The organism is Actinomyces sp. ph3, assembly GCF_000308055.1.
GTDB lineage: Bacteria > Actinomycetota > Actinomycetes > Actinomycetales > Actinomycetaceae > Pauljensenia.
Genome location: NZ_CAGY01000005.1, coordinates 1 through 25,899, shown reverse-complemented (window position 1 = coordinate 25,899; position 25,899 = coordinate 1). Strand labels below are relative to the sequence as shown.

At 56.6% G+C, this 25,899-nt stretch carries 22 protein-coding genes, 1 tRNA gene and 1 riboswitch; of the genes, 7 read left to right on the top strand and 16 right to left on the bottom strand.

Annotated features, from left to right (window positions below; all coding sequences use genetic code 11):
- Window positions 1–2: 2 nt before the first annotated feature.
- Window positions 3–1,184 carry a xylose isomerase gene (xylA, locus tag HGAS_RS05360; RefSeq protein ID WP_019126822.1) on the bottom strand — a complete coding sequence of 394 codons (1,182 nt, stop codon included), beginning with the start codon at window positions 1,182–1,184 and terminating at the stop codon, window positions 3–5.
- Between the two features lie 88 nt (window positions 1,185–1,272).
- On the opposite strand from xylA, the gene HGAS_RS05355 reads away from it, so the two are divergent.
- Window positions 1,273–2,499, top strand: a complete 1,227-nt coding sequence (locus tag HGAS_RS05355) for an ROK family transcriptional regulator (RefSeq protein WP_019126821.1) — start codon at window positions 1,273–1,275, stop codon at window positions 2,497–2,499.
- Between the two features lie 68 nt (window positions 2,500–2,567).
- Window positions 2,568–4,481 carry a glutamine--fructose-6-phosphate transaminase (isomerizing) gene (glmS, locus tag HGAS_RS05350; RefSeq protein WP_019126820.1) on the top strand — a complete coding sequence of 638 codons (1,914 nt, stop codon included), beginning with the start codon at window positions 2,568–2,570 and terminating at the stop codon, window positions 4,479–4,481.
- Here glmS and HGAS_RS08495 read toward each other — a convergent pair.
- Window positions 4,468–5,253 carry an ion channel gene (locus HGAS_RS08495; protein ID WP_233993720.1) on the bottom strand — a complete coding sequence of 262 codons (786 nt, stop codon included), beginning with the start codon at window positions 5,251–5,253 and terminating at the stop codon, window positions 4,468–4,470. The genes glmS and HGAS_RS08495 overlap by 14 nt on opposite strands.
- 96 nt (window positions 5,254–5,349) lie before the next feature.
- Window positions 5,350–6,249: a DUF4862 family protein gene (locus tag HGAS_RS05340; protein ID WP_019126818.1), complete on the bottom strand. Its 900-nt coding sequence runs from the start codon at window positions 6,247–6,249 to the stop codon at window positions 5,350–5,352.
- Window positions 6,250–6,396: 147 nt separating this feature from the next.
- Between HGAS_RS05340 and HGAS_RS08815 the strand changes: the two genes are divergently transcribed.
- The 3 genes from HGAS_RS08815 (at window position 6,397) to HGAS_RS05325 (ending at window position 7,312) form a co-directional block, all read left to right on the top strand.
- Window positions 6,397–6,537 (top strand): hypothetical protein, encoded by a 141-nt coding sequence (locus HGAS_RS08815; RefSeq protein ID WP_019126817.1) that lies wholly within the window; start codon window positions 6,397–6,399, stop codon window positions 6,535–6,537.
- 23 nt (window positions 6,538–6,560) lie between these two features.
- Window positions 6,561–7,091 carry a hypothetical protein gene (locus HGAS_RS05330; protein WP_019126816.1) on the top strand — a complete coding sequence of 177 codons (531 nt, stop codon included), beginning with the start codon at window positions 6,561–6,563 and terminating at the stop codon, window positions 7,089–7,091.
- 137 nt (window positions 7,092–7,228) lie between these two features.
- Window positions 7,229–7,312: transfer RNA gene (locus tag HGAS_RS05325), tRNA-Leu, on the top strand.
- Between the two features lie 181 nt (window positions 7,313–7,493).
- Here the strand turns inward: HGAS_RS05325 and pheA are convergent.
- Together pheA and HGAS_RS05315 are read right to left on the bottom strand one after the other, a co-directional pair.
- Complete coding sequence (gene pheA / locus HGAS_RS05320) at window positions 7,494–8,429, bottom strand: prephenate dehydratase (RefSeq protein WP_019126815.1); 936 nt, start codon at window positions 8,427–8,429, stop codon at window positions 7,494–7,496.
- Window positions 8,426–9,130: a DedA family protein gene (locus tag HGAS_RS05315; RefSeq protein ID WP_019126814.1), complete on the bottom strand. Its 705-nt coding sequence runs from the start codon at window positions 9,128–9,130 to the stop codon at window positions 8,426–8,428. Before HGAS_RS05315 ends, pheA begins: the two co-directional genes overlap by 4 nt.
- 98 nt (window positions 9,131–9,228) lie before the next feature.
- On the opposite strand from HGAS_RS05315, the gene HGAS_RS05310 reads away from it, so the two are divergent.
- Window positions 9,229–11,850 (top strand): lysylphosphatidylglycerol synthase transmembrane domain-containing protein, encoded by a 2,622-nt coding sequence (locus tag HGAS_RS05310; RefSeq protein WP_019126813.1) that lies wholly within the window; start codon window positions 9,229–9,231, stop codon window positions 11,848–11,850.
- 69 nt (window positions 11,851–11,919) lie between these two features.
- On the opposite strand, the gene HGAS_RS05305 is transcribed toward HGAS_RS05310, so the two are convergent.
- The 6 genes from HGAS_RS05305 to HGAS_RS05280 all read right to left on the bottom strand — a co-directional run bounded on the left by HGAS_RS05305 (window position 11,920) and on the right by HGAS_RS05280 (window position 19,662).
- Window positions 11,920–13,632, bottom strand: a complete 1,713-nt coding sequence (locus tag HGAS_RS05305; RefSeq protein WP_019126812.1) for an alpha/beta hydrolase — start codon at window positions 13,630–13,632, stop codon at window positions 11,920–11,922.
- Between the two features lie 21 nt (window positions 13,633–13,653).
- Window positions 13,654–14,388, bottom strand: coding sequence for a class I SAM-dependent methyltransferase (locus tag HGAS_RS05300; protein ID WP_019126811.1), 735 nt, complete (start codon window positions 14,386–14,388; stop codon window positions 13,654–13,656).
- A gap of 9 nt (window positions 14,389–14,397) precedes the next feature.
- Window positions 14,398–15,327: an ABC transporter ATP-binding protein gene (locus HGAS_RS05295; protein WP_019126810.1), complete on the bottom strand. Its 930-nt coding sequence runs from the start codon at window positions 15,325–15,327 to the stop codon at window positions 14,398–14,400.
- Window positions 15,324–16,991 (bottom strand): ABC transporter permease, encoded by a 1,668-nt coding sequence (locus tag HGAS_RS05290; RefSeq protein ID WP_034234004.1) that lies wholly within the window; start codon window positions 16,989–16,991, stop codon window positions 15,324–15,326. The genes HGAS_RS05295 and HGAS_RS05290 overlap by 4 nt, the downstream gene beginning before the upstream one ends.
- Window positions 16,988–18,073 (bottom strand): thiamine ABC transporter substrate-binding protein, encoded by a 1,086-nt coding sequence (locus tag HGAS_RS05285; protein ID WP_019126808.1) that lies wholly within the window; start codon window positions 18,071–18,073, stop codon window positions 16,988–16,990. Before HGAS_RS05285 ends, HGAS_RS05290 begins: the two co-directional genes overlap by 4 nt.
- Window positions 18,074–18,120: 47 nt before the next feature.
- Window positions 18,121–18,220: riboswitch (TPP riboswitch) on the bottom strand.
- A gap of 14 nt (window positions 18,221–18,234) precedes the next feature.
- Entirely contained in the window at window positions 18,235–19,662 is a 1,428-nt protein-coding gene (locus HGAS_RS05280; RefSeq protein ID WP_019126807.1) for an amino acid permease, read from the bottom strand.
- A 73-nt stretch (window positions 19,663–19,735) separates the two neighbouring features.
- On the opposite strand from HGAS_RS05280, the gene HGAS_RS05275 reads away from it, so the two are divergent.
- Window positions 19,736–20,131: a DUF2218 domain-containing protein gene (locus tag HGAS_RS05275; protein ID WP_026066663.1), complete on the top strand. Its 396-nt coding sequence runs from the start codon at window positions 19,736–19,738 to the stop codon at window positions 20,129–20,131.
- Here HGAS_RS05275 and HGAS_RS05270 read toward each other — a convergent pair.
- From HGAS_RS05270 to HGAS_RS05250, 5 genes are all read right to left on the bottom strand, one after another.
- Complete coding sequence (locus HGAS_RS05270) at window positions 20,113–20,592, bottom strand: hypothetical protein (protein ID WP_019126805.1); 480 nt, start codon at window positions 20,590–20,592, stop codon at window positions 20,113–20,115. The genes HGAS_RS05275 and HGAS_RS05270 overlap by 19 nt on opposite strands.
- Before the next feature lie 124 nt (window positions 20,593–20,716).
- Window positions 20,717–22,369 carry an alpha/beta hydrolase gene (locus HGAS_RS05265; RefSeq protein WP_019126804.1) on the bottom strand — a complete coding sequence of 551 codons (1,653 nt, stop codon included), beginning with the start codon at window positions 22,367–22,369 and terminating at the stop codon, window positions 20,717–20,719.
- Between the two features lie 20 nt (window positions 22,370–22,389).
- The gene (locus HGAS_RS05260) at window positions 22,390–23,637 is read right to left on the bottom strand and encodes a DNA polymerase III subunit delta' (protein WP_009408402.1); all 1,248 of its coding nucleotides are present in this window, start codon (window positions 23,635–23,637) and stop codon (window positions 22,390–22,392) included.
- Window positions 23,634–24,368 (bottom strand): dTMP kinase, encoded by a 735-nt coding sequence (tmk, locus tag HGAS_RS05255; RefSeq protein ID WP_019126803.1) that lies wholly within the window; start codon window positions 24,366–24,368, stop codon window positions 23,634–23,636. Before tmk ends, HGAS_RS05260 begins: the two co-directional genes overlap by 4 nt.
- An 84-nt stretch (window positions 24,369–24,452) precedes the next feature.
- On the bottom strand, window positions 24,453–25,899 hold a 1,447-nt coding region (locus HGAS_RS05250; RefSeq protein WP_019126802.1), incomplete at its 5' end, for a topoisomerase C-terminal repeat-containing protein.

Sequence of the window (25,899 nt, the reverse complement as noted above, 5' to 3'; positions counted from 1 at the left end):
TCTTAGCCAATCAGGTGTCGCATTGCGTGATGGTAGAGCTCGACGTAGTGGTATTCACGGGCTCCCTTCGCATCAGCGTCGAAATCCTCGTAGGCGCTACGGTCAGCAAGGAAGTCATCGATCGTCTCGCCCGGATCCAAGGTGGGCTGGGCGAGTTCGTAGACAGAGGCCTCTTCCATGAGTTCCTGGGTGATGGGATCCGCGCGGAATTCGCGCGCCTTCTCAGCCAAACGCAGGTACATGTCCATATTGGCCCGAGCTGACTCCCAAACGCCTTCCATACCCTCAGTTCGGCTGGGCTTGTAGTCGAAGTGACGAGGCCCTTCGTAGCGAGGCCCACCCCCGGGGAAGCCGTTCTCAAGGAGGTCGACCGTGAAGAAGGCACTGGCTAGATCTCCGTGACCAAAAGCCTTGTCCTGGTCATACTTGATTCCCGACTGCCCATTGAGGTCAATGTGGAAGAGCTTGCCGGCGTTCAGCGCCTGCGCCAAGGCGTGCGTGTAGTTCAGGCCGGCCATTTGTTCGTGTCCGGTTTCAGGATTGAGGCCAACAACGTCGCCATTATCGAGCTGCGCGATGAGTGCCAGAGCATGACCGACGGTCGGCAGGAAGATATCACCGCGAGGCTCGTTGGGCTTGGGCTCAAGACCGATACGGAGGTTGTATCCGCGGGACTTGATGTAGGCGGCAACGGTATCGAGGCCTTCGCAGTAGCGATTAAAGGCAGCGTTTAGATCCTTTGATGAGTCGTATTCTGCGCCTTCGCGCCCACCCCACATGACGAAGGTAGTTGCGCCAAGTTCCGCGGCAAGATCGACGTTACGCAAGATCTTGCGCAGGCCAAAACGGCGGATCTCACGGTCGTTATTTGTCAATCCACCGTCTTTGAAGACCGGGTGCGTGAAGGTGTTCGTCGTGACCATCTCAATAACAAGGCCGGCGTCTTCGACAGCATCTTTCAGCTGCATGACCCGCTGATGACGCTCCGAATCTGACGCATCGAAATCAAAGACGTCATTGTCATGGAAGGTAATTCCCCATGCGCCTAGTTCTGCGAGCTTCGCAGCGTATTCCCACGGGTCAAGCACCGGACGAGTCCCGGTTCCAAAGGGATCAACTGCATTCCATCCCACGGTCCAGAGGCCGAAAGAGAAATGATCTTCGGGGCGAGGTACATACGCCATAGCATGGCCTTCCATAGATTAAATGACTACTGCGTCACGTTTTGTTATGTCTCATAACATAATCCCTGAATTGCGATAGAGTCAAGGTATGTCCAACACCGCACGCACATCGAACCCCGATTCCGGGGCAACCAATCAATCCCTGCGTGCCCACAACCTTTCTTTGGCATTGCGCCACATCCTGGCCAGCCCAGGCGCAATTAACCGTGCGGGCATCGCTGCCCAAACCGGAATTTCACGCGCAACGATGTCGCGGCTTGTCGACGAACTCATTGACTCCGGCCTCGTCGAAGAAAGCGAGGACAAACTCTCAACCGGGCAAAGGGGACGCCCCACCAGCGTCCTCTCCCCGACCTCGGGAAGGGTTATTGCGCTGGGTCTACAGGTCAACGTCTCGGCGCTTGGCGCCTACCTTGTTGACCTGAGCGGGACAGTCTTAGCCCACGAATGCGTGAGCGGCGATTTCTCAGGTGCAGACCCCACCTCAACCCTGCGCAAACTCGCACGAATCGCCAGACGCGTCCTGCGTGGAGGAAGCAGTTCAGGTGCACTTTTCTTGGGAAGTTCACTTGCCCTCCCCGGCCTCTTCTCCACTGACACCCTGACCATCGCCCCCAACCTTGGCTGGCGAAATATTCCCCGCGAGGAACTCCTTCACCCCCTTCACGACCTTGCCGTCACCCTAGTTGCGAACGAGGCCGACTTGGCAGCCTACGCCGTCGCCTATCCTCGCCCCGGGGTCCCCGAAGGGCCAGATTCTTTCATCTACGTCTCGGGAGAAGTCGGCATCGGCGGCGGGTTGATCGTCAACCATCAGCCGCTGAGCGGTGCACACGGCTGGTCGGGCGAAATCGGGCATATTTGTGTGGAACCCGAAGGCGATATCTGTTCGTGTGGTGCGCGCGGCTGCTTGGAAACTGTCGCGGGATTGAAAGCTCTTGGCCGCGCGGCCGGACTGGGCGACAACGCAAGCACACGCGAGATTCTGCAGCACGCGGGCCACAGCTCACGCGCTCAAGACGCCATGACCCATGCCGGCCACGCATTGGGGCAAGCACTGTCCGCAGTCGTCAACACTGTTGATATCTCTCAGGTCTACTTGGGCGGCCTGGTTGCCGAGATTGCACCCTACCTGCTGCCTAGTCTTCGCGAAGAACTTGCAACGCGCGTCCTTCAGGCCCCCTGGCATACACCACAGATCGATATCCTCCCCCACTCGGAAGATCTGTCACTGCGCGGTGGCGCGCATCGAGTCCTCGACCTGATTGTGGACGATCCAATTCACTGGAAGGATCAAGCGATCACCCTTCCCTAAGCAATTTTCACAGGCCCCACATAGCTATCCGGCAAGCGATAGCAAGGCTCCTGTGTTGCAATGAAAACATGTGCGGAATTGTTGGACACGTTGCATGCCAAGCCTCTCAGCGGAGCCGTCAGGTCGTTCTTGACGGGCTTTCACGCCTGGAATATCGCGGATACGACTCCGCGGGAATTGCCTTGGCAAGCCCGGGGAAGTTGAATGTCATCAAGGCCGTCGGAAAGCTGGTTAACCTGCGCGAGGCCGTTGACCAGGATGCGCCCGCCGACGCTTTCGCTGGGATCGGACACACACGTTGGGCAACCCACGGTCGCCCAACCGTTGCGAATGCACACCCACATGTGAGTCCCGATGGACGTTTTGCATTGGTCCACAACGGGATTATCGAAAATGCTGATAACCTGCGCGCCCAGTTGCGCGCGCAAGGCGCGATTTTCACCTCGGAAACCGATACGGAAGTGGTCGTGCACCTGCTTGCACACGCCTACGACCAGGCGGATCCGGCCTCGTACACGGGTGAAGTTGCGCAGCTCAGCGGCACTGACGAGGCCGTCGCGCGCCGACTTGTCGTCGCCATGCGCGAAGTGACCGCGAAGCTTGAAGGAACCTTCACACTGCTCGCACTATCTACTGAATCTCCCAATGTCATCGTTGCCGCGCGCAGATCATCGCCGCTGGTTATTGGTTTGGGCGAGGGAGAGAACTTCCTCAGCTCGGATGTGCTGGCATTTATCGAGCACACAAATCGCGCGGTAGAAATTGGGCAAGACCAGCTGGTTGTCGTGAGCGCTTCCGCTGTAACGGTCATCGGTGCAGATGGACACCCGCTTCCCCTTAAGGACTATGAAGTCGATTTTTCGGCGGATCGCGCGACCAAGGGTGGGTGGCCGACCTTCATGGAGAAGGAAATCCACGAGCAACCTCGAGGCGTTGCGGATACTTTGGCTGATCGCCTGGATTCCCACGAGCACCTGGCATTGGATGAAGTCCGAATCCCAGAACACGTGCTTCGCGGAATCGACAAGATCATCATGATTGGTTGCGGGACTGCTTCTTATGCGGGACAGGTCGCCCGCTACGCGATCGAACACTGGTGCCGAATCCCCGTCGAAGTCGAGCTTTCCAGCGAATTCCGCTACCGCGATCCGGTCATTGGCGAAAAGACTTTAGTTGTCGCGATCTCTCAGTCTGGCGAAACGATGGATACCATCCAAGCGATTCGCCACGCGCGCGAACAGGGCGCAAAGGTCGTCGCAATTGTCAATACTCCCGGTTCGACCATCTCGCGCGAATCGGATGCCGTAATTTTGACCCATGCGGGGCGTGAAATCGCAGTTGCCTCAACAAAGGCCTTCACATCACAGGTCACTGCCTGCTTCATCCTTGGTCTGTATTTGGCGCAGGTTCGCGGAAACAAGTACGCCGATGAGATCGCCGACTACATGGAGAAGCTCGCCCGCGTACCCGAGGCGATCCAGAAGGTTTTGGATAGTGGGGAGACCGTTCGCCAATTCGCCCGCACGATGAAGGATGCGACCTCGGTGATCTACTTGGGTCGTCACGTGGGTTACCCCGTCGCACTTGAGGGTGCGCTCAAGCTCAAGGAAATCTGTTACATCCACGCAGAGGGTTTTGCGGCCGGCGAACTCAAGCACGGGCCGATCGCTCTGGTGGATGAGGGCCAGCCGGTTGTGGTCATTGTGCCAACCCCGCGCCGCCCCGAACTGCACGCGAAGGTCTTGGCGAACATCCAAGAGGTCCGCGCGCGCGGAGCCCGAACCATTGTCATCGCAGAGGAAGGCGACGCATCGGTTGATCAGTTCGCTGAAGTTGTCTTCCGCGTTCCACCGGTGCCGACGCTGTATGCGCCACTGCTGACAATTGTTCCGCTGCAGATTTTTGCGTGTGAGCTTGCGGCGGTAAAGGGGCTGGATGTTGATCAGCCGCGAAACCTGGCTAAGTCCGTCACTGTGGAGTAGGTCGAATATGGGATTTCGCCTGTGCTGCAGCAATTTCCGCGCGGAGCAATCGAACTTCTTGGGTCAGCTCTGCGATCTGCTTTTCTAATTGAGGATGAGCCGCTAGCTGTTGCACTGCAGCGGCACTGGTAACCGCTGGCTCTTCATTCTTCATTCCCTCTTCTTGCTTAATCCTTTCAAGGAACCAAGAGGAGAAAATGCCGGTCACGATTCCAATGAGCGCAATCCCAAAAAGCATGTAGATCGCCGCAACCACACGTCCTGTAACTGTTACAGGTGCGATATCTCCGTATCCAACCGTCGTCACAGTAACTAGGGACCACCACAGTGCTCGTCCCAGGTCTGTCACTGTCGCTCCTTCGGCATGGCGCTCGGCCTCGAGGACAGTGAGCGCCCCAACCCAAATGAGCAGCACAGATATCGCTCCCGTATAGAGAGAAATTTTGTTTCGCAGTTTCGCATCTGCAGAACGCTGAAAGATACGCAGTAGTGCTACCAAACGCACAAGGCGTAGCGGCCGAAGGAAAGGCAGGGGGACAGAGAAGAAATCAACCAGATTCGCTTTAAACCACCGCCATTTTTCAGGAGCGGTGATGAGCCTGACAAGATAGTCGACGCCAAATACGGCCCAACAAATATTCAAGACAAGTTCGTAATGCTCGTAGTCGACCCCACTTGCATCCGTCACAATTTGCGCAGAGTAGGCAACCAAGAAAACGACGGCAACAACCATGAGCGGCCACTCCAATGTCCGCTCCCATTTTTCATGCATGTGATCTTTATACATGTTTAACAAAGAGTGGGGGTGGAGCCGCTCCCCAGCTCCGCCCCCACGACATAACTTCAACGATTACTCAGGCACGCACACTTACTTAAGATCGCACGCCTTGTAGACGTGGGTCAGCATCGCAAGGCGTTCCTCCAAGGTTGCGTCCTTGGGAACGCACATCTTCGCGCCCAGATAATTGCATCCACCTTCGATCGCAGCCTGCGCGCAGCGCTTAATTTCTGCGTCACTCATCAGCGATGCTGGTTCATCGCTCTGGCCGGGCAGGTGCCCATCAACCCACGAATAGCCGTACTGAGTTTCCTCGGGACCTGCACCTGAGAAGACAACACCATCCAGAACCCCACGTTTTCCGGCTGCAACGATGTGATCGTAGGCAGCATCGGCACTGCGTTCTTCCAGAACGGAGCGTCCCCAGTTAATCAGGACACCGACCTCGAATTCCGCAGCGATCTGAATTTCTTCTTCGATCGAGAGGAATCCTTTTTCTGGCTTTTGCTCTGGAATGAAGCGATCACAGTGCTCAATGACCAGCCGAGCTCCGTACCAGTCCCATTCGCGCAGAACTTCCAGCGAGCGCCGGAATGCATCCCCTTGCGCGGTTCGCGTGGGGGCCGAGTGCACCTCGATGCGCGTCACCACATTGCGGTCAGCATGCTCGCACAACTTGCCCACGCCCTCGCGCAGCTGGCGGGTGAAAGCCAGCGCGGCCTCGCGACCCTCCCGATCTGGCGAGGCCAAGCCGAAGTTCGCGTCCTTCCCAACGTTTTGCATGGTGCCGGGGATGGCGGTGACGGTATTGAAATCCCAGTTCGCGGAGAGTAGACCGGCAAGAAGTTCATTGTCGGTGGCTATCTGTCCGGGATAGGGCATTTCGAGGCCGTTAATCCACGGCTGCTGTGCGAGGAGTTTGTAGTAGTCCTCTTGCAGTTCCGGGGCGGGATGCGAGGCATAGGCTCCGATAATGAATGGGATTGTCATTGTGATCATCCTTCTGTGGTGATGTCGCCGTCGTGGGGACACGCACTGATAAGTCTGACAGGTCGAGCTGCAAAACGCAGCATATTTATCAGACAAATTTACCCTCAATCCAGCTCTTTCAAATATGAAAAACGATAAACTCAGACCATGGACCGCAATGAACTGATTCAACGCACATTCCCTTACCTTTTGAAGCGCCTGGAAGACGCTGGCATCAATGCGACTCCCGAAGTCGACCCCCAAACAAACGGCTACATTCTGACCGTCGACACCATGCACTCTATCTAGATTTCCCAAACAGTGTGTCATTGGTGACGGATCAAAGTCTTGCTCAATACCCGCTTTCCGTCGACGAGCTCTTCTACTACGGTCAGATCAACACCGATAATGAGCCAATCGACACCAAGCAAGAGGTGGGTCCATTCACCGAGCTTCTGGGAGAATCACCATTTATTGCCGGCAAGGCGGCAAACATCGGCGCCTTGGTAAGCAATCTCCACATTGACGCTCCCCATGGATTGTTCTTCGCTATTCCGCAACGATCCGTCCTGCTCTATGCACCCATCGATCCGGAAGACATTTCACGACAGATACTCCAGATGGCCGACTACATGCGCTTCGCGGTCATGGAAGAATTCGGCAATAACAACGGTTTCGCGATCAGTCGCGATATCTTCTACTGCCTACCCACTGGAGAATTCGGCCCGATTACCCAGGGTGACAATCCCGAACTTCACGAGCTTTTCAGCAATCCAAAGATCGACTTTGAGACCTTTATGGGACTTGTAGAAAAGTACCTGTATGTACCCGAAAGTTTCGTTCAGCGCTTCCTCGCGAAGTAAAAGACGAAGGGAAGTAAGCCATACACAGGCGGCGCGCAGCATGGCAGACGCATCTCCACATGTCTCGAAGTGATGCGCGCCGCCTTTCATACTTCGGTTTGACTTCTGCGTCCTCATTCCCTAAAGTTTCCACGTACGCGCGAGTGGCGGAATAGGCAGACGCGCACGGTTCAGGTCCGTGTCCTAGTGATAGGGTGGGGGTTCAACTCCCCCCTCGCGCACGTAGTAAGGACCCAGCGAAAGCTGGGTCCTTTTGTTTTACCTGCCGAGGCCTGGCCCGCCTGATGCGCAAAGCAGGCGCATTGCGTACCTTGCTTAACTAAGGCGGCACCTTACTTAACCAAACTGTGAGGCCGGCTGACGCCCTCAAGCGCCAACCGACCTCGTAAAAAAATCAGCAGTTTAGTCCTGCTCGACACCCGCAAGGAGCTCGTGCACCCAAGTTCGCGCGCGACGGTAGTCCTCGTCATCTTGGGGGACATCCGCGCTATTGACAGTCGAGCTGGGGTACGAACCCATGAATCGCACATCCGGAGACACACGATACAGCCCGCGCAGTGCCGCCTGAATATGTTCCTGAGCTATGTGTCCAACCATGTCGATCGAGAAGGTATAGGCACCCAAACCATCGCCACTGGGACGCGATTCGATTCGCGACAGGTCAACGTCATGCACCGAGAACTGCTCAAGCAAACGCATCAGCGATCCCGCTTGGTTCACAGGCAGCGCAACTTGAATCGTCGTCTTGTCATGTCCGGTCGGAGCTGTCAGAGCACCTTCAATCGGCCTTCTCACGCACACAAAGCGCGTGATCGCACCCGGATTATCCGCAACATCCGTGAACAGCGATTCCAAACCGTAACGGTCCACCGAAGTCGCATTACACAGAACCGCGTCAAAGGCGCCTTCTCCCGCACCCAAGGTCTCAGCCGCTGCAGCAGTCGAGGTCGTGGGAACATGAACAACACCGGGGAAGGTTTCCTCAGCCCAGTTTCGACACTGCGCCCACGCGTGCGGGTGGGTTCCAATCTTGCGAACGTCTTCCGCGCGCATCCCGGGGCGAACAGCCAGGTGGAAGGTAATCGGCACCAGCATTTCCGCACGGATCACCAGCTGAGGGTAGTCTGCCAGCGCATCGAGCGTTGCATTGACGCCACCTTCGATGGAGTTCTCAATGGGTACGACTGCCCAGTCAGCCCTCCCCTCACGCACGGCCTTCATCGCCAAAGGCGGAGAGGTTAGCGGAATGAGTTCTGCCTCTTCGGGAGCAACTTGGCGTAGGGCCTGCTCAGTGAAGGTTCCAAATGGGCCAAGAAACGCGATTCGCAAGGTGCTCACTCGGAACGATCCTCCTGCGCGGATACGACATTCTCGGTCGCGTCCTTGGTGTGAGCACCACCATTACGCTTCTGCCCAATGATTTCTAGGATCACAGGCAGGACCGAAACCAGAATAATGACGCCCAAGATCAGCGTGAGGTTGTCGTGGACGAAGGGAACATTGCCCAGCAGCGAACCAACCAGAATGAAGCCGGCGCCCCACAGCAGCGCACCCAAGGTGTTGAACACCAAGAATTTGCTATAGGGGTAGCGCGCGATTCCCGCGGCCAGAGGAATGAAGGTTCGCACGAAGGGGATGAAACGACCAATCACCAGCGAACGCCCGCCGTAGTCACGGAAGTATCGTTCGGCCTTCTCCAAGTGCTCGGTCTTCAAGATTCGAGCATCGGGCTTGAAGAACCTGCGTCCCCACTTTGCACCCAGGAAGTAACCAATTTGAGCGCCAATGAAGGCTGCGACAACAACCATGATGATCAGGGTTGGAAGGTGCAAGCCCAGTCGATCGTGCAGCAAACCTGCTGTGAAGAGCAAAGATTCTCCGGGAAGAACCGGGAAAAGGACACCCGACTCAATGAGGACGATGAGCATCGTCCCCCACAGGACCCACGGTCCCATTGCGACCAGCAGGCTTTCGGGGTCTTTAAACCAGTTGATGAAGGTGTCAAGCCCTGAGGCGTTCACCAGGATGGCGTTCAGCATGCAGAATTCCTTCAATTGGGTTCAACGAATGACAAAGTGCACGGCATGTTACTTGAGTCAACCCTACCGGTCTTTACACAACAGATAGGATGTCATCCATGGAGAATTCCGAGGAACTGGTCACGTCTGACATAACCGAGGCCCCCACAACCTCTGGGGAACCACCGGTGGACCCCACTGAAACCGAGTTTGAGGATGCGCCCGAATCGACTGCACCCACTTCCTCACGCTCTCGGCTTCCCGAACCCGTTTTCTTCGCCGATCGCCTGCTTTCCAGGCGCCGGCGCCGTGCTGATCTCTACGAGGCCATCATGTGCCTTGTGGGGATTGTGCTTGTGTGGGGCCTGGGATTCGTCGCCTCTTCAACCACAGAAGGCGTCGCGCAAGACGTTCTACGCGTCACGGTGATCCGCGATCTTCTCCTAATGCCTCTGTCACTCTTGGAAGGCCTGACCATCTTGGTCACCCCCATCGCCGTCATCGGGATGCTGCTTTTCCGCCGACAGGTCTCCACCGCCATCGAAGCTCTCGCCACCTCCATGATCGCTGGCGTGACCTCGTATGTGATCTTGCTGGGACTTCGCCAACTTCCTGAAACTATCACCGGCCCGCTCAGGGTGACGAACGTGGAAAACGGACAGACGGCCTCGCACATCGCGATCAACCTGGTCGCAATCGCTCTCATTGCCCTCTTCACAGCCGCGGGCGAATCCGAAGCGCTTCGTTCAGTCCGCTGGTCCTACTGGGCTCTGGGCATCATCATTGTCATCTGGGTACTTCGCGGCCAACTCACTCTTCCATCCGCGTTAATTTCCGTTCTTCTTGGTCGCACTTTTGGCGTCTCATCGCGTTTCTTCTTAGGCTTCCAAGACCGCAGTGCCTCGGGCGGCCAGATTGTGAAGGCGCTGCTCTCGATCCGGATTATTCCCTCACGCGTCATCCGCACAGACCTTCTTCCCGCCGGAGTCACGCTGGATACATGGACTGTTTCGGAAACACCACACGGTCACTTCCGCATGGAGACCACTGAAGCTGATTCAGCGGAATACACGATTGCCCGCCGCCCACCGGTCGACGGAAACCGCCACTACCAGGTCTGGGATACCTACGGCGTTCCATACGAAATCACTATTTTGGATCCGGGCCGCGGTATGGCCGGCACACTCCTGGAAGTATGGAACAACGTTCGCCTTCGCGGGATTTCTCGCTGGGTTTCCCCCTCGGTGAAAGCAGCTGCAGAGCGTTCCATGCTGACCGCTATTTCAGCTAAACGTTCCGGTGTTCACTTGCCTGAACCCATGGGTATTGCTCAAGCCGGCGACTCAATCATGACAGCGATGCGAGCCCTTCCCCCGACAGCCTCCCTCAAGGATCTGGCCGACACCGACGCACTGAGCGATGACATTCTTGATCAGGCGTGGAAGCAACTCCTTTTGGCGCACTCTCACGCAATCAGCCATCGCCACATCGCCCCTTCGTCCGTCGTACTCGACCAGTCCTCAGAGGTTTGGCTGATCCACTGGGATGAAGGCGAGGTTGCAACTACTGAGCTCAACCAACGCATCGATATCGCTCAGCTCCTCACCCTACTTGCCATCTATGCTGGGCCCGAACGAGCTCTGGCCTCGGCACGGCGAAACCTCAGCGAGGCGGAATTGGTCGCCTGCGCGCCGGTCCTTCAAAAGCCGGTCCTTCCTTCCGAGGTTTCCTCCACTCTTCGACGCAGCGATCTTCTGGATCGCCTTCGCGAGGCGATCGTCGCCGACACCCCGCAAGAATCCGTTCAGCCCGCGAACCTTCAGCGCTTCGCACCCAGGACAATGATTACCTTCGGCGTTCTGGCAGTTGCAGTTGTCGTGTTGATGGGTTCGCTCAACTTCTCCGATATCGTCGCTGCAGTAAAGCAGGCAAGCCCCATTTGGATCGCTGTGGCTTTCGCTTTCGCAGCAACAACCTGGGTTGGAGGAGCCGTCCCCCTGGTCGCTTTCAGCCAAGAGAAGGTCAAATTCGGCGATGCCATCTTGGCTCAGATCGCAGCCTCGATTATCACCCTGGTTGCTCCCGCTGGAATCGGTCCGGCGGCGCTCAACCTGCGTTTCCTGACAAAGCAGAAGATGTCGACGGCAGCTGCCGTCACCACCGTTACTCTGCAGCAGATTTCCCAGTTCCTCGTGACCGTTTCATTGTTGGTCATCGTGCTGTTCTTCTCGGGTTCGTCGCTTTCGGTTTCGCTCCCCTACGGCGCGATTATTGCCGGAACTGCAGTCGTGGCGGTGATTGTCATCGTGTGCATTTCGATTCCGAAGATCCGAAAGTTTATCTGGTCGAAGATCGAACCGACATGGAAGCAGGTGTATCCGCGTCTTCTGTGGGTTGCCGGTCAGCCTCAGCGCCTTCTCGCAGTGCTCGGTGGCAACCTGCTCATGAATATCGGTTTCGTTGGAGCCTTCTGGGCTTCCTTGACCGCAATGGGCGGGTCGTTGAACTTGGTGACGCTCTCCATCACCTACTTGGCCTCAAACTCGCTGGGTTCTGTCGTTCCCTCCCCCGGTGGCATCGGCCCGGTCGAGGCCGCGCTCACCGGTGGTCTTCAAGTTGCCGGAATCGCCGTGTCCACGGCTCTTCCGACCGCGATCATCTACCGTCTGGTGACCTTCTACGGCCGCGCTCCCTTCGGTTGGGTGGCCCTGAAGATCATGCAGAAGCGAAACCTGATCTGATCCTGCAGACTTTGCCACATATCGACACAACATGCGGCAGCCAATAACGGCCGGAAAGCTTAAGTTTTTCTACTGACGTTCCGAACGTGAGAGATTGTCGCGGATAGCCCGGCCGATCTTTTCGTGGGTATCATCCTGAATCCACTGCGAATCCAAGCCAAAGTGTGATCCCGCGTTTTTCTCATCCTCGCGAAGCCCTAAAATCGCTTCCCACAGCGGAATGAGTTCTTCGTGATAGGTGTGCCCATGACCACCCGGAGCCGTACCCGCAACCGGCATATCGACGAGGACCTGAATGTAGGTCGCACCTCGCGTGTATTGCATATGGGGACTGACATCCCCATCAACCTTTTCTGAAATCCAGTCGGGCTTGTGCCACACTAACTCCGAATTCCACCAAACCACCGGATCCGAGGGGTGCTGAGCATAGACAACCCTGGGATAGTTCCAATCGCCGAGTTCGCGACCGTAAACATCTGCCCACAGATTCTCTGGAACATTAACGAAACGTACGTGGCGGCCATTTGCAACAACGGGGGCAACCTCGGGACTGCCTCGGTGACGGATGGCAGTCAGTTCTGCGTGCATCGGCGTAAATGCAGGAGTTCCCACCCAGAGCGCACCATCAGTCCGACTTAAAACATCGACAATTCCCGAGAAGACATGTTGCGAGGCGTAGGCCCCTAAAGATTCTCCGCAGACGAAAAGTGCTGGCCTACGGTCTTCTGGAATCTCATCCACTGCGCGACGAATCGTTTCAAAGAGAATGACCGCTGCTTCTTCAGAAACATCCAGATCCGTCAGGAAGTTAATCGAGGAGGGAACGAAGGAGTACTGCATCGAGGCCGTCGCGCAATTCCCACGAGTCAAGTACTCCAGGGGTTGAACCTGCCATTCATCAACCCATCCTGATCCCGTCGAAGTGGCAATCAAGATGACAGCGCGATCAAAAGCACCCGTCCGATGCAATTCTTCGACAACAAGGTCAGCGGTACTTTGCAGGCTCTGCCCTTCTTCGGGCATCCCCGCATACACGCGAATGGGCTCCATAGCCGCACAACCCGTGACGGCCTCGATATCGGCGCAACTAGGACCTCGACCAAGAAAAACGCGACCCTGCCCACCCACGGCACGCCAGGAGGAGCGCGACTGCGGCGAACCAGAACGCTCAGGCACCTGGGGTTGGACGATCCCCTTCGCCGTGCGGTTATTCATCTTTCGCGCATGACGGGTGAAGAAGTTAATACCCAGCTTCAGCAGGACCTGCGAGGTCAAGGCGTACACAATGACAACAAGAATGAGCAGGGAAAGAGCCAGTGCGAAGACCATATGCATCCACTGGCTCAGAACACTAACAATTGCTCGGCCGATCCACTGCAGGCCCCAGGCAATACCGAGCAAAGCCAGCATCAGAATGAAGGCGCAGAAAGTTCCCAGCAGGTATTCCCCCAAGGTCTCGCCGCGCATTCCTACCAGATAATTGGCACGCTTGCGCTCGCGATAGGACTGGAGCAACCAGCGCAGGAACCACAAGAAGAACCCCAGCAGTAGTACAGCCCTAAAAGCAATCGATACGGATTGTGGAGCAGTAATCTCAACACCGAGCCTGGGCACAACCAAGGCATAGAAACGCTGGATCGTCAGTCCAACGATGTAACCAACAGCCGAGAGAACGCCCGAGGCGACCGCGTGCCACTGCCACGATCGGGCAAGAAGAGAAGGCGAAACGGATACTCCGTACATCACCAGCGCGCCGACGACACCGATTAGTGAAATATCCATAACACCTCCACTGAATATGTCTTATTCTGCCCGATCTGCAACCCAGACGAGCGTGAAATAGGGCAGTTTCACAGTGGAGTGAGGCTCAAAACCCAGGTGTTCATAGAGGTACCAGCGCAGATTCTCTTGCATTTTTTCGCGCCCCGCAGCGGTGGAACGCAAGTAGGACGAGCGCGTTGTCCCCAGCTCCATAATGGCTTCGGGCGTCATGGAATCATTCCAATCGAAACGATTCAATACCGGTTGCGACCAGTGCTCACCCACGGCCGGAGGACGGTCGGGACGGTGAACATCACCCGAACGCATAATTCTCGTGAGCCTGTGGACCCATGGGATTGTCACATCCATTTGATTCCACACAATCATCAACTGCCCACCGGGACGCACAATTCTGTGCATTTCCTGCCCCGCTGCCTGCGGGTCCACCCAATGCCACGATTGTGCGAATACGGCGCGGTCAACACTCGCATCCGGCAGCCCAGTTGCCTCAGCGCAGGCATCAAGGACCTGCACATTCTCATCGTGTCCCAGGAGCTTCACCAGTTGTTCGCGCATCGCCTGAGCTGGCTCAACTGCGATCACCTTCGCCCCGCGCTCAAGAAGCTCCGCGGTGAGTTTTCCCGTACCCGCACCCACATCCGCAATGGTGATTTCCGAGGCCTTTTTCCCCGCAAGAATCGTATCGATCGCCTCACACGGGTAGCTTGGGCGAACAGCACCATAGGACTCTGTCGCGTGTTGAAAGGGATTGGTCACGAGTGAAGCCTAGTGGATTGTCCCCCGAGATGCCCGGACCTGAACTCTCTGACCAAGAGAGGGGATCGGATGACCGAAAGGAACTCGCATCAACTCTGGCTCGGCATTCGAAGATGATTCCAGCCGAACGGGAAGCACAGAGAATCCTCGTCCGCGGCTCAGCACAGTTCCGCACACAACTGCCCAGAGCTCACTTTCTTTGCCAGCAAGCTCTAGTTCTTCCTTCTCGACTCCCAAAAAGCGCGCAACTTCCATGTCTCCCGGGTCTTCCCACACGACCTCGGGACTATCAAGGCGACGAAGATGCCCAGCGATCATCACACCAATCTGATCGGCAACGGTAAAAGCCTCATCCTGGTCATGGGTGACGTAGATGCTTGTGATTCCTTCACCCGTGATGATTTCACGCAATTCGATCGACAAACTTTCACGCATCGAGCGATCCAGCGCCGAAAGCGGTTCATCCAACAGAAGGAGACGAGGCCGTGGAGCCAAAGCGCGGGCCAGCGCCACTCGCTGCGCCTGACCGCCTGAGAGGGAGTCGATGCTCCGTGGGCCAAAACCTTCCAAACCGACAATCTCTAAAACCTCTGCAACGCGCGCAGAACGCTCAGCAGCGGGAAGGCCACGCAAGCCGTAGGCGACATTTCCTTCGACACTGCGATGCGGGAAGAGCTGTCCGTCCTGGAACATCAAGCCAAAACCACGCCGATACGTAGGAGTGCGAAGAATCGACTGCCCACCCCATTGGATATCGCCTTCTTGAGGGCGTTCAAGACCCGCGATTGCGCGCAACAAAGTCGACTTTCCACATCCACTGGGGCCTAGAAGCGCAGTGATTTGGCCGGACTTGAGAGAAAAAGAGACACCATCTACCGCGCGGAAAGAACCGTAATCAATGCTCACATCGATGCACTCTAAAGCCGTCGAATCGGTCATAGCTTGTCTCCAATCTCCGCTGGACGCAGCCATTCCATACAGGTAATCAGAAGTGCGCACACCGCTGCAAGAAGAACGCAAGAAGCCATCGCCACACCTTGATCTAGGGCATCAGGGCGTGAAATCAAACGGTAGATGACCACGGGAAGAGTGACTGCATCCCCCTTGGCAAGGAAAGAGGTCGCGCCAAATTCACCCAATGACGTCGCAATCGCAAAACCCGCAGCAATACCCACTGAACGTGCAAGGACCGGTCCATCGATTGTTACCAAAACTCGAGAATCACTGGCCCCCAAACTTGCCGCAGCTTCGCGGAGTCTAGGGTTAATTGCTCGCAAAGAGGGAGCGATCAGGCGAACAACCAGAGGAAGAGCAACGACGGCCTGCGCACAGGGCACCAGGATCCAGGAACTGCGCAGATCTAGAGGCGGACGATTCATGGTGATGAGGAATCCAAAACCCACCGTCACGGCAGAAACACCCAAAGGAAGCATGAAGACGCTTTCCACCACAGCTATTGCACTTCGTCCCACTCGTGAACGGGGATGACGCGTGACAAGAAGAACCACGCAAACGCCCACACTCAAAGCAATAACCATTGCGACAAGGGCGACAAGAAGCGAATGTCCCAAAGCCTGCAGGGGCGAGACACGAAGAGCGGGGCTGAAGGAAGAATCTGCCAACTTCGCATAGTGCTCAAAGGTCAAACGGCCTCGTCGGTGAAGGGAACGCCACACCAGTGCAGCCAGGGGCAGAAGAACAAGCACACAAATAACGAAACCACTGAAAATCAGTGCCCACAGATCCCCCGCGCTCACGGTCCTCTCTGCCCGAGGCGCACCCAAAGTTGCCGCGTTCTTCCCACGCCTGCGCGCGGCCTCGGCAATGATCAAGGACAGGGCGATGACGACCAACTGAACGATAGACAGCACAGAGGCGCTGCGCAGATCCAAGAACTGCGTGGTGAGCATGTAGATCTCGGACTCGACGGTTGTCAGTTTGGAGCCACCCAAAATCAGCACGATCCCGAAGGAAGTCGCGCAATACAAGAAGACTAACGAGGCTGCTGAGGCGATCGCGGGAAGGAGCGCAGGAAGGGTGACACTCAAGAAAACTCGGCGTGGAGGAGCCCCCAGACATGCGGCAACCTGAGCGGGACGCTCATCTAATTGCGCCCAAAAGCTTCCAACATTGCGCACGACCAGCGAGTAATTAAAAAACACCATCGCCGCGACGACTGCGGTCATCGTGCCATCGAGCCCCAAGAAACCTAGCCACCCCTGAGGCGCAAGGAGAGAGCGAAAAGCAACACCCACAACGACTGTGGGAAGAACAAAGGGGACCGAAATGACAGCGCGGAGGAATCGACGTCCGGGGAAACGACAGCAATACAGGGCATAGGCACCCGGAATCCCCAAAATCAACGAAAAGGTCGTGCCCAGAAGGGCCATCCACAAGGTTCGGCCAATGACTTTCCAAGTTCTAGAAGCCCCCAAAAGCTCACCTAAACCTGAGAGGTCAATCCCACCGCCCTCAGCACTAAATCCCTTAGCGATGAGAGTCGCTGCTGGCCACGCAAAAAACAGCGTAAGAAACGCCAGGGGGACGCCGAGAGCCACTGCCCCGGCGCCCACCCTAAGCGCACGCTGCCGAAAATCTGTCACCCAAGAACCGTTTCTTGCCAGGTCTTGAGCCACGCAGTCGAGTTCTTCTCAATTTCCTGGGGATCAACACGCAGGGGCTTATCGGCCAGAGGGCCAAACTTTTGCAGGGCCTCGGGCGCCTGACCCTTGTAGGGGTGCATGTAGGTTGCCTTCGAAATTGCGCTCTGGACTTCGTCAGAGAGCAGGAATTCGATGAACTTCTTTGCTCCTTCGGGGTTCTTCGCACCCTTGAGGACGCCGGCATATTCAACCTGGCGGAAGCAGGTATCGGCGATGACACCGGTCGAGCTTTCAGTTCCTGCGTCATTGACCGCATAGGCGGGAGAAGAACCGTAGGACACCATCATGGGGTAGCTGCCCTTGCCTTCACCGGCGCTGTAGTCAACGTTGAATGCCTGCGACCAGCCCTCGGTGATCTTCACGCCGTTGTCCTTGAGCGACTTCCAGTAGTTCGCATAGCCATCGGGACCAAACTTTGCAATCGTTGCCAGCATGAAGGCCATTCCGGGAGTGGAAGAAGCCGGGTTCATGGCGACAAGCATGTTCTTGTACTCAGGCTTCGTCAGGTCTTCGAAGCTCGTCGGTACAGCAAGCTGGTGGTCGGCGAACCACTTCTTGTCGTAGTTGACGCAGACATCGCCGCGATCGATGGGAACCAAACCGGGTTCGCCTTGGAAATTATCATCTGCGTTGGGCGAGGTGATATGTGCATCTTCGATGATTCCCTGACCGCCAATACGGGTTGAAACCGTATTATCTAGGCCGAAAACTGCGTCTCCCAGGGGCGCATCCTTGGTAAGAACCAGCTGGTTGGCCAGTTCCCCACCGTTACCAATCGCCTGGATTTTCGCAGTGATTCCGGTCTTCTCATGGAACTTGTCCAGAAGGTCCTGGGGGAAGTCGAATGAATCGTAGGCAAGAATAGTGACGCTTTGTTCACCCTGTGCCGAGGCCGTGCCAGCCTGCGTTGCGGCAGCATCTTTAGTGTTTCCCGCGCAAGCTGCAAGAGAGCTTGCCGCAACCAAAAATGTCGCAGTTGATGCGATCAAACGGACGCGACGATGCGTCGAAAAAGTAGACATTTTCATCCTCCGCTAATGGTGGAGGGCTAGGCCGCCTCGGGGGAGGCAGTCTGGAGATTGCGACTTCCTACGCCGGCATAATCCGGATCAGGTGTAAGGGTCTGCATTCGCACTCTCAGCCCACGGTGGGCTCCCCTGTCTTACCCAGCAAGCATAGCGCATCAAGCTGAGAGGGATGTACGGCCTCGGCGCCCCAGAGAACGGTGGCGGCGGATCACACCAACCACAGTGATGCCAAGCATCCACGCAGCCGACATCAGCAGTCCCTGCAGACTCTCAGTTTCCAGGGAAAGGACGACAACCATTGCAGCAATGAAGGCAATGAAGAGCCACGCGGAGAAAACACCGCCAGGAAGCGGGAAGGTCGAGCTGCGGTGTTTGTTCGGATACTTCCGCACGTAGAACAGGTAGGCGATAACAATCAAAACCCACACGACCATGAAGAGTGTGGCTGACATTGAGGTCACCACGGTGAAAACGCTCAGGATTGAATCGCCAAAAGCCAGAAGAACAGCGGCGGAAAGCAAGAACACACACGACAGGAAAAGCGCATTCTGGGGGACGTGATGCTTGGATAGACGGCCAAAGAAGGGGGCCGCATCACCCTGAAGTGATAGGGAGAAGAGCATCCTCGAAGTTGAGTAGATCCCCGAGTTGGCCGACGAGGCCGCAGAAGTCAGCACCACCAAGTTCACCAGTGAAGCTGCCGCACCCAGCCCCGTCATCGAAAACATCGTGACGAAAGGCGACTGGGCCTTATCAATCTGATCCCAGGGCGTCACCATCATGATGACCGCAAGAGAGCAGATGTAGAACAGAACAACGCGAACGGGAATCGAGTTGATCGCCTTGGGAAGAGTTTGCGTGGGGTTCGAGGTCTCGGCAACGGTCGTTCCAACGAGCTCAATCCCAACGAAAGCAAAAACTGCGATCTGGAAGCCACCCAGGAATCCGCTCAGTCCCGTGGGGAATAGGCCTCCGTGACTCCACAGGTTTGAAACCGCAGCGGTTGTACCGTTACTGTCGTGCATGCCAATGGCGATCATGACGACACCAACCACAATCAGCGCAATGATTGCGACGATCTTAATCATCGCAAACCAGAATTCGGTCTCTCCGAAAGCCTTGACGGTCATCGCATTGAGAGTGAAGAGAAGGATCGCCGTAGCAAGAACGGGAATCCACGCAGGGAGGTTCGGGAACCAAAAGCGCACGTAACCGGTGATGGCAACGACGTCAGCAATACCTGTGACCACCCAGCACAGCCAGTAGGTCCATCCCATGACGAACCCCATAGTTGGGCCAAGGAAGTGTCGAATGATATCGGCGAAAGTACCGTATCTCTTATCCGAAAGGAGGATCTCGCCCATCGCACGCATGAACAGGAAGAGCGCGCTGCCAATGATCAGATAGACCAGAAGGATCGAGGGACCAGCCGTTGCAATGGTCTTTCCGGAGCCCATGAAGAGGCCGGTACCGATTGCCCCGCCAATAGCAATGAGCTGGATATGGCGGTTCGTTAGATTGCGCTGAAGCTCGCGGCCCGAGGCGTCGCCGAAGCTCTGCTCATCGTGTTCGCTGGTGCTCATTGTGATCCGTTCTCTCAGTTGAGCTTTCCACGCTAGCATGCCCCAAGGTGATAGATGGGAGAAAATGGTTTGTATGAGTGAAGTGATGATTTCCGTCGCCAATGTTCCCACCGAGCGTGCACGTCGATATGGGCATCAGCTTGCCTCACACATGGGGCGAAAAATCGACGCACAGTGGGATGAGGATTCAGCGTGCGGAATGCTGATCTTCACTCGCGAGGGGATGCCCGGCGGTGAGTGCGCAATCTCGTGTACAGACCAGCACTTGCGTCTTGAGCTCAAGACTTCTCCCGAGGCCGTGGAGCACCTTGAGTTTGTCGTCGGGATTCACCTAGCTCGCTTTGGGTATCGCGACGGGCTTGAGGTTGCGTGGATGAGGAAGAATCCGAGCGATGGTGAGGAAGCTCCCGGAACCACGCAGGGCCCCTTAACAGCAGAGGATATCGAGCGTCACCGACGCTCTAAGTAATCCTTCGCGCTGTCAACGGCCTGGTCCCACAAGCCAGCTTCGTCTTCCCAAAGCTGGTAGGCCTCGTCCTCATCATCACTGAGGGCGGCAATTCCCGATTCTTCAACGTGAAGTGCGACCTTGCCTTTTTCTTCTGAGAGTGAGACCTCGATAGTCGTCAGCATTTCTTCGGGGAACTCATCACTGGCCACGGGATACCAGCGGAATCGCACGACATCCATGGGATCTTCGTCGAGTTTCTCGACAAGCCATGTTCCCGCTTCCGGGTCGGTAACGTGGTAGAGCCCGTCATCGCCATGCTCAACATCATGGTCGCCCAGCGGTCCATCATTGATCCACCAGCCGGGCTCAGAGACCAAGGCCCAGGCATTCTCGATGGTGGTGTCAATGAGCACGTCGGCTTCAACACTATCCGTGTTCTGACCGGGGGTTTCTGTTTCGTCATCACCAAAGAAGTCCATAGCTCAACGTTAGCGAGCTAAGGCCCAGCTGCCAAGGCCAGCGAGGAAATTGGCGGCAGGGCAAGCCTATTCAGACCTAGCCGGTCCCAGTCATTTCGACGCGGTCTTTGAAAAACCAGCGATTCTAAGAATCAGCCCCGCACTGAAGATCGGCACTGGGAACAACATTACGCAGGAAGTAACCTTCGACAGCTGTCGCCACACACTTGCTTCCGTTCTTCGAGTACGCGGTGTGATTCCAACCATCCCAAGTCACCAACACGCCCGACGACAGCTGTTTCGCCAGATTCTGGGACATCACGTAGGGGGTTGCAGGATCATGCGTCGTACCAACGACCACGATCGGGGCTGCACCCTCAGCCTTGATTGCGTGGCGCTTCGCGTGCTTGGTCGGCCAGCCTTCAAGTCCGGCGGAGGTGTAGCCAGCCAGATCACCAAAGATCATCAGCTCTTGCTTAAGTGCTGTCGCATCCTTCTCCCATTGGGCTGCATCACCAACAGGCTCGAAGTCTAGGGAGTTAATAGCAACGATCGCATCCATCGAATTCGAAGAGTAGCTTCCGTCTTTGTTGCGTTCGCTCAGCAAGTCTGCAACGTAGAGCAGCGTCGAGCCGTCCTCTGAGTTCAGCGCTTGCTGCATTCCCTGCGTGAGGATTGAATACGTCTGCGTCGAGTACAGCAGACCGACAACAGCGCTCATGGCAAGGTCGTGAGTGAGCGGGCGGTTCGGATCTGAGGTTTGAAGCGGGGTGTTGTACAGGCGATCGAAGAAGTTCTTCATCTGCTTCATGCCGGCATCTGCATCGCCCTTGAGCGGGCAGTTACGTGCTGCCTGGCAATCCTCCACCCAGTGACGCAGGGAGGCCTCGAAGCCTCGCATCTGCATGGCGGAGAGCTCATCGCCGCTGACCGAGGGATCAAGTGCACCGTCGAGGACCATGTGACCGACATTTCCGGGGAATTGCTCGGCGTAGGTGGCGCCCAGGAAAGTTCCGTAGGAGTAGCCCAGGTAGTTGAACTTCTCTTGCCCAAGCAGCGCGCGAACCATATCGAAATCCTTCGACGCATTCACGGTGTCGATGTGCTTGAAGATGTCACCGCTGAGGTCTTGGCACCCCTTGGCGAGATCTCGAGAAGTATCCTCTGCGAGCTTGATCATCTCTGCGGGACTTGCATTCGGATCGATCGGGTTTCGCGTTCCAGCTGCATCGCCGTCACGCTCTTCATCAGTTCGGCAACGGACAGGGGTTGATGCTCCGACGCCTCGCGGATCCAGTGCAACGATGTCGAAAGCCGAGACAAGCCCCGTACCCAAAGAGGTAGTGACCTGCGAGGTAATTGAGGACACCGATGCTCCACCGGGACCACCAAGGTTGTAGAAAAGAGCCTTGCCTTCACTCTGATCCCCGCGGTGGACCGCCAAGGCAAGGGTGATTTGGTTCCCGTCGAGGTTCTCCCAGTCCAGAGGCGCAGTCAGCGACGCACACTGATACTTGTCAATATCGCGCGGTGCAGATACCCCGGTGCTTGTGATTTCCGAGGCCTCACACTGTCGCCAATTGAGCGGCTGAGAGTAGAACTGCTCTTTCGTCGGCTTGCCGGGAAGCGGGTCTGCCGCATGCGCGACCGTCACCTTGTTTTGGCTGTTCGAGGTACCTGCGGCGGCGCTGGTGGCAGCCTGATCGATAGCATTCTTCGCGTAGTATGCGATGCCAAAGTTTGTGGCAAGCGCAAGGACGATCAACACGGAGACGATCAGGCGGGAGCGTGAATTCATGCCTCTACCCTATTCGATGTCTAGACCTGCGGTCGAAGTGAGAGTGCCATCGACTCCAAAATCAGAGGGACTGACATGTTTGTTGTCAGGCGCTTTCGAGCTTCCTCAATCGCTTGGACTCTCTTCATGGTCTGCTGCGGGGTGGATTGAGCGCAGAGCTGGTCGATGAGATCTAGGCAGTCATCATTGATTGGCTCTTGATCCGTTCCCAATTGACGCAGGAGAACGTCCCTATAGATTCCCAAGAGGTCGACGAGGGCTCGATCGAGAGAATCTTGGATGGCTCGCTTTGAGCGCCGCTTCTGGTCTTCTTCGAGTTCACGGATACGTGCGCGCTGATGCGAGGCCGGACTCTGACCTTCTTCCATTCCCAATTGGCGCATCAGTTCGGCCTTTTCGCGGGCATTGCGTTCTTCAGATTGGGATTCTGCTTGAGTTTTTGCAATGGAGAGGAGGTCCTCTGCGGCAAAGACCGCTTCACCAACAGAACGCACCTGTGCCGGGGCAGTGATGATCTGCCGGCGACGCTGACGCATCTTGGGGTCTTTGGCAAGGGCCCGAGCCAAGCCGATATGCGATTGGGCTGCGCGGGCTGCAGAAAGCGCATCTGCAGGATCAACACCGTCACGACGAACAAGAAGGTCCGCGACGGCATGCGGATCTGGAATTCGCAGTCCCAGATGCCGGCACCGCGAACGAATGGTGGTGATCATGTCTTCTGCACTGGGAGCACAGAGCAGCCAGACCGTGCGCTCTGGCGGTTCTTCAATTGCCTTAAGAAGAACATTCGCTGTGCGTTCCATCATGCGGTCAGCATCTTCGATGACGATGACCCGCCAACGCCCCTGCGAGGGTGCAGTCTGTGCGCGCAAGACGATCTGGCGAACCTCATCGATACGAATTTGCGTGGATTCCGTGGTGAGGATTGAGACATCACCGTTTGTCCGAGCCATTGTGGTCCGACATCCTGGACACTGTCCGCATCCGGGGAACTCTCCGGTGCACTGGAGGGCCGCTGCAAAAGCGATTGCCGCAACCGAACGCCCCGAACCGGGAGGCCCGGTGATGAGCCACGCATGGGTCATCGAGCGAGATGGGTCATCTGTGGGCTGAGTGAGCGACGAAGCATCTGCGCGCACGGAGCCGGAAGTGTCCGCACCTGGATGTGCCTCTTGGGCATGGTCAACGATTGCTCGGGCGCCTTGAGCCGCCTGTTGCAATACCGCCAGGGCGTGTTCCTGGCCGACCAATTCATCCCAAACGCTCACAGAAGAATGCCATCCTCTTCCAGAAGAGCCCAGAGCGTTGCCTGAGATTCAACGGGCTTGGCATTTTCTGCAGCTTCTTCAGGCAATCCCTGGAATGCCGCATCAACACGTTCTTCCAGAACTCCGCGAATTTCACTGAAGACCTGATCTTCGGTACCTACGCCATCAATGACGACAATGCGATCTGCTTCAGAATCCGCAAGCGCCAAGTACTGGTGACGAACGCGCTCATGGAACTCCATAGATTCGCGTTCCATTCGATCCGGTTCACCACCGCGACGTCTGGCGGCAACTTCCGGTGGAACGTCAATCAGCAAAGTGAGGTCGGGGAGCAAACTTCCCGTTGCCCACATGGACAGGCTGCGGATTTCATCCACACCCAAGCTGCGCGCAGCTCCCTGATAGGCCAAAGATGAGTCAATGTAGCGATCGACCAGAACAATTTCCCCGCGTTCAAGGGCCGGTCTGATCAGAGTTGCGACATGGTAAGCACGATCAGCGGCATACAGCAGTGCTTCAGTGCGGGGATCAACGTCTTCGGGTCCGTTCTGAACCAATTGACGCAGAGTCGTCCCCAGCTCTGTTCCACCGGGTTCTCGCGTGACAACCACCTGTTGTCCGCGTTCTTCGAACCACTGGCGAACCCGCTGAATTTGGGTACTTTTACCGGTCCCATCACCACCTTCAAAGGTGATGAAGAGTCCGCGCCCCGCCTGTGCACCACTACCCATTGATCTCATGTCTCTATCTTGACAGTGCCCACCCGCATTTGCGTCCATTTTGGCAGCGGGTGGGCGAAAGAAAATTCCTTCTCGTTACTTCTTAGCCGAAGTCTTCTTCGTCGTGCGTCGAGTTGTTGTCTTCTTCGCAGTCGTCTTACGGGTGCGCTTGGGAGCTGGGCCCTTTGCACGCTTATCGGCCAGAAGTTCGTAGGCGCGTTCAGCGGTCAGATCCTCGACGGTCTCAGCGCGAGGAACGGTCACATTGGTTTCACCATCGGTAATGTAGGGACCGAAGCGGCCGTCCTTGACGGTGACCTTCTTCCCCGACACCGGATCTTCGCCAAACTCGCGCAGCGGGGGCTTTGCTGCCCCGCGGCCTCGTTGTTTGGGCTGAGAGTATATCTCCAGCGCCTCGTCCAAGGTAATCGTCAGAAGCTGGTCCTCGCTGGGAAGGGTGCGCGAATCGCTTCCCTTCTTTAGGTACGGGCCGTAGCGACCGTTTTGCGCAGTGATGACTTCACCGTCAGAGGGATCAACACCGACCTCACGCGGAAGCGAAAGCAGCGCAAGTGCATCCTCCAGCGTGATGGTTGCCAGATCCATCGACTTGAACAACGAGGCCGTGCGCGGTTTTGCCGCAGCCTTCTTTCGCGTCTTCTTCGCGGGCTTTCCGTCTTCAGAAGCTTCCGCTTCCTCGGTTTCTTCGGGCAGAATTTCCGTCACGTAGGGACCGTAGCGGCCGTTCTTTGCAACCAGCATGTGTCCGCTTGCGGGATCGATTCCCAGCTCGCGTCCATCATCTGCAGCAAGCGCGAAGAGTTCCGTGATCTTCTCTTCGGTCAACTCATCGGGCGCGACCTCGGGCGGCACATTTGCGCGCGTCCCATCGGCCTTCTCCATGTAGGGTCCGTACCGACCCACTCGCAAGGTGACGCCATTTCCCATGTCAATGGAGTTCACCGCACGGGCATCAATATCGTCTCCCAGGGATTCAACCTGGAACTTCAGGCCGTCAGCATCACCCTTACCGTCTGCACCGAAGTAGAAGGTGCTCAAGAACTCGTGGCGATCTTCGCTTCCCGCAGCGATCTGGTCCAGATCGTTTTCCATCGATGCCGTGAAGTCATAGTCGACCAGGTTCGATAGATTCTCTTCCATCAGTCGCGTGACCGAGAAGGCCAGCCACGTCGGAACCAAGTACTGACCTCGGTGGGTGACGTAGCCGCGATCACCAATGGTTTGAATCGTCGCCGCATAGGTCGAGGGGCGACCAATTCCAAGCTCTTCCATGGTCTTCACCAAGGTCGCTTCGGTGTAGCGACCCGGGGGCTGAGTCTGGTGTCCCTGCGCCTGCGCTTCTTCAAGCAGCGCGACTTCCCCTTCGCTCACCTGCGGGAGGGTCTTCTCAGCATCGGTCGTTTCCGCATCGTAGCGTCCCTTGTCCTGACCTTCCTGGTAGGCCAACCTGAAGCGGGGGGAAGTAATGACCGTTCCCGAGGCGCTGGACAGCACTGCGTGAGGCTGACTTTCGACCTCAACA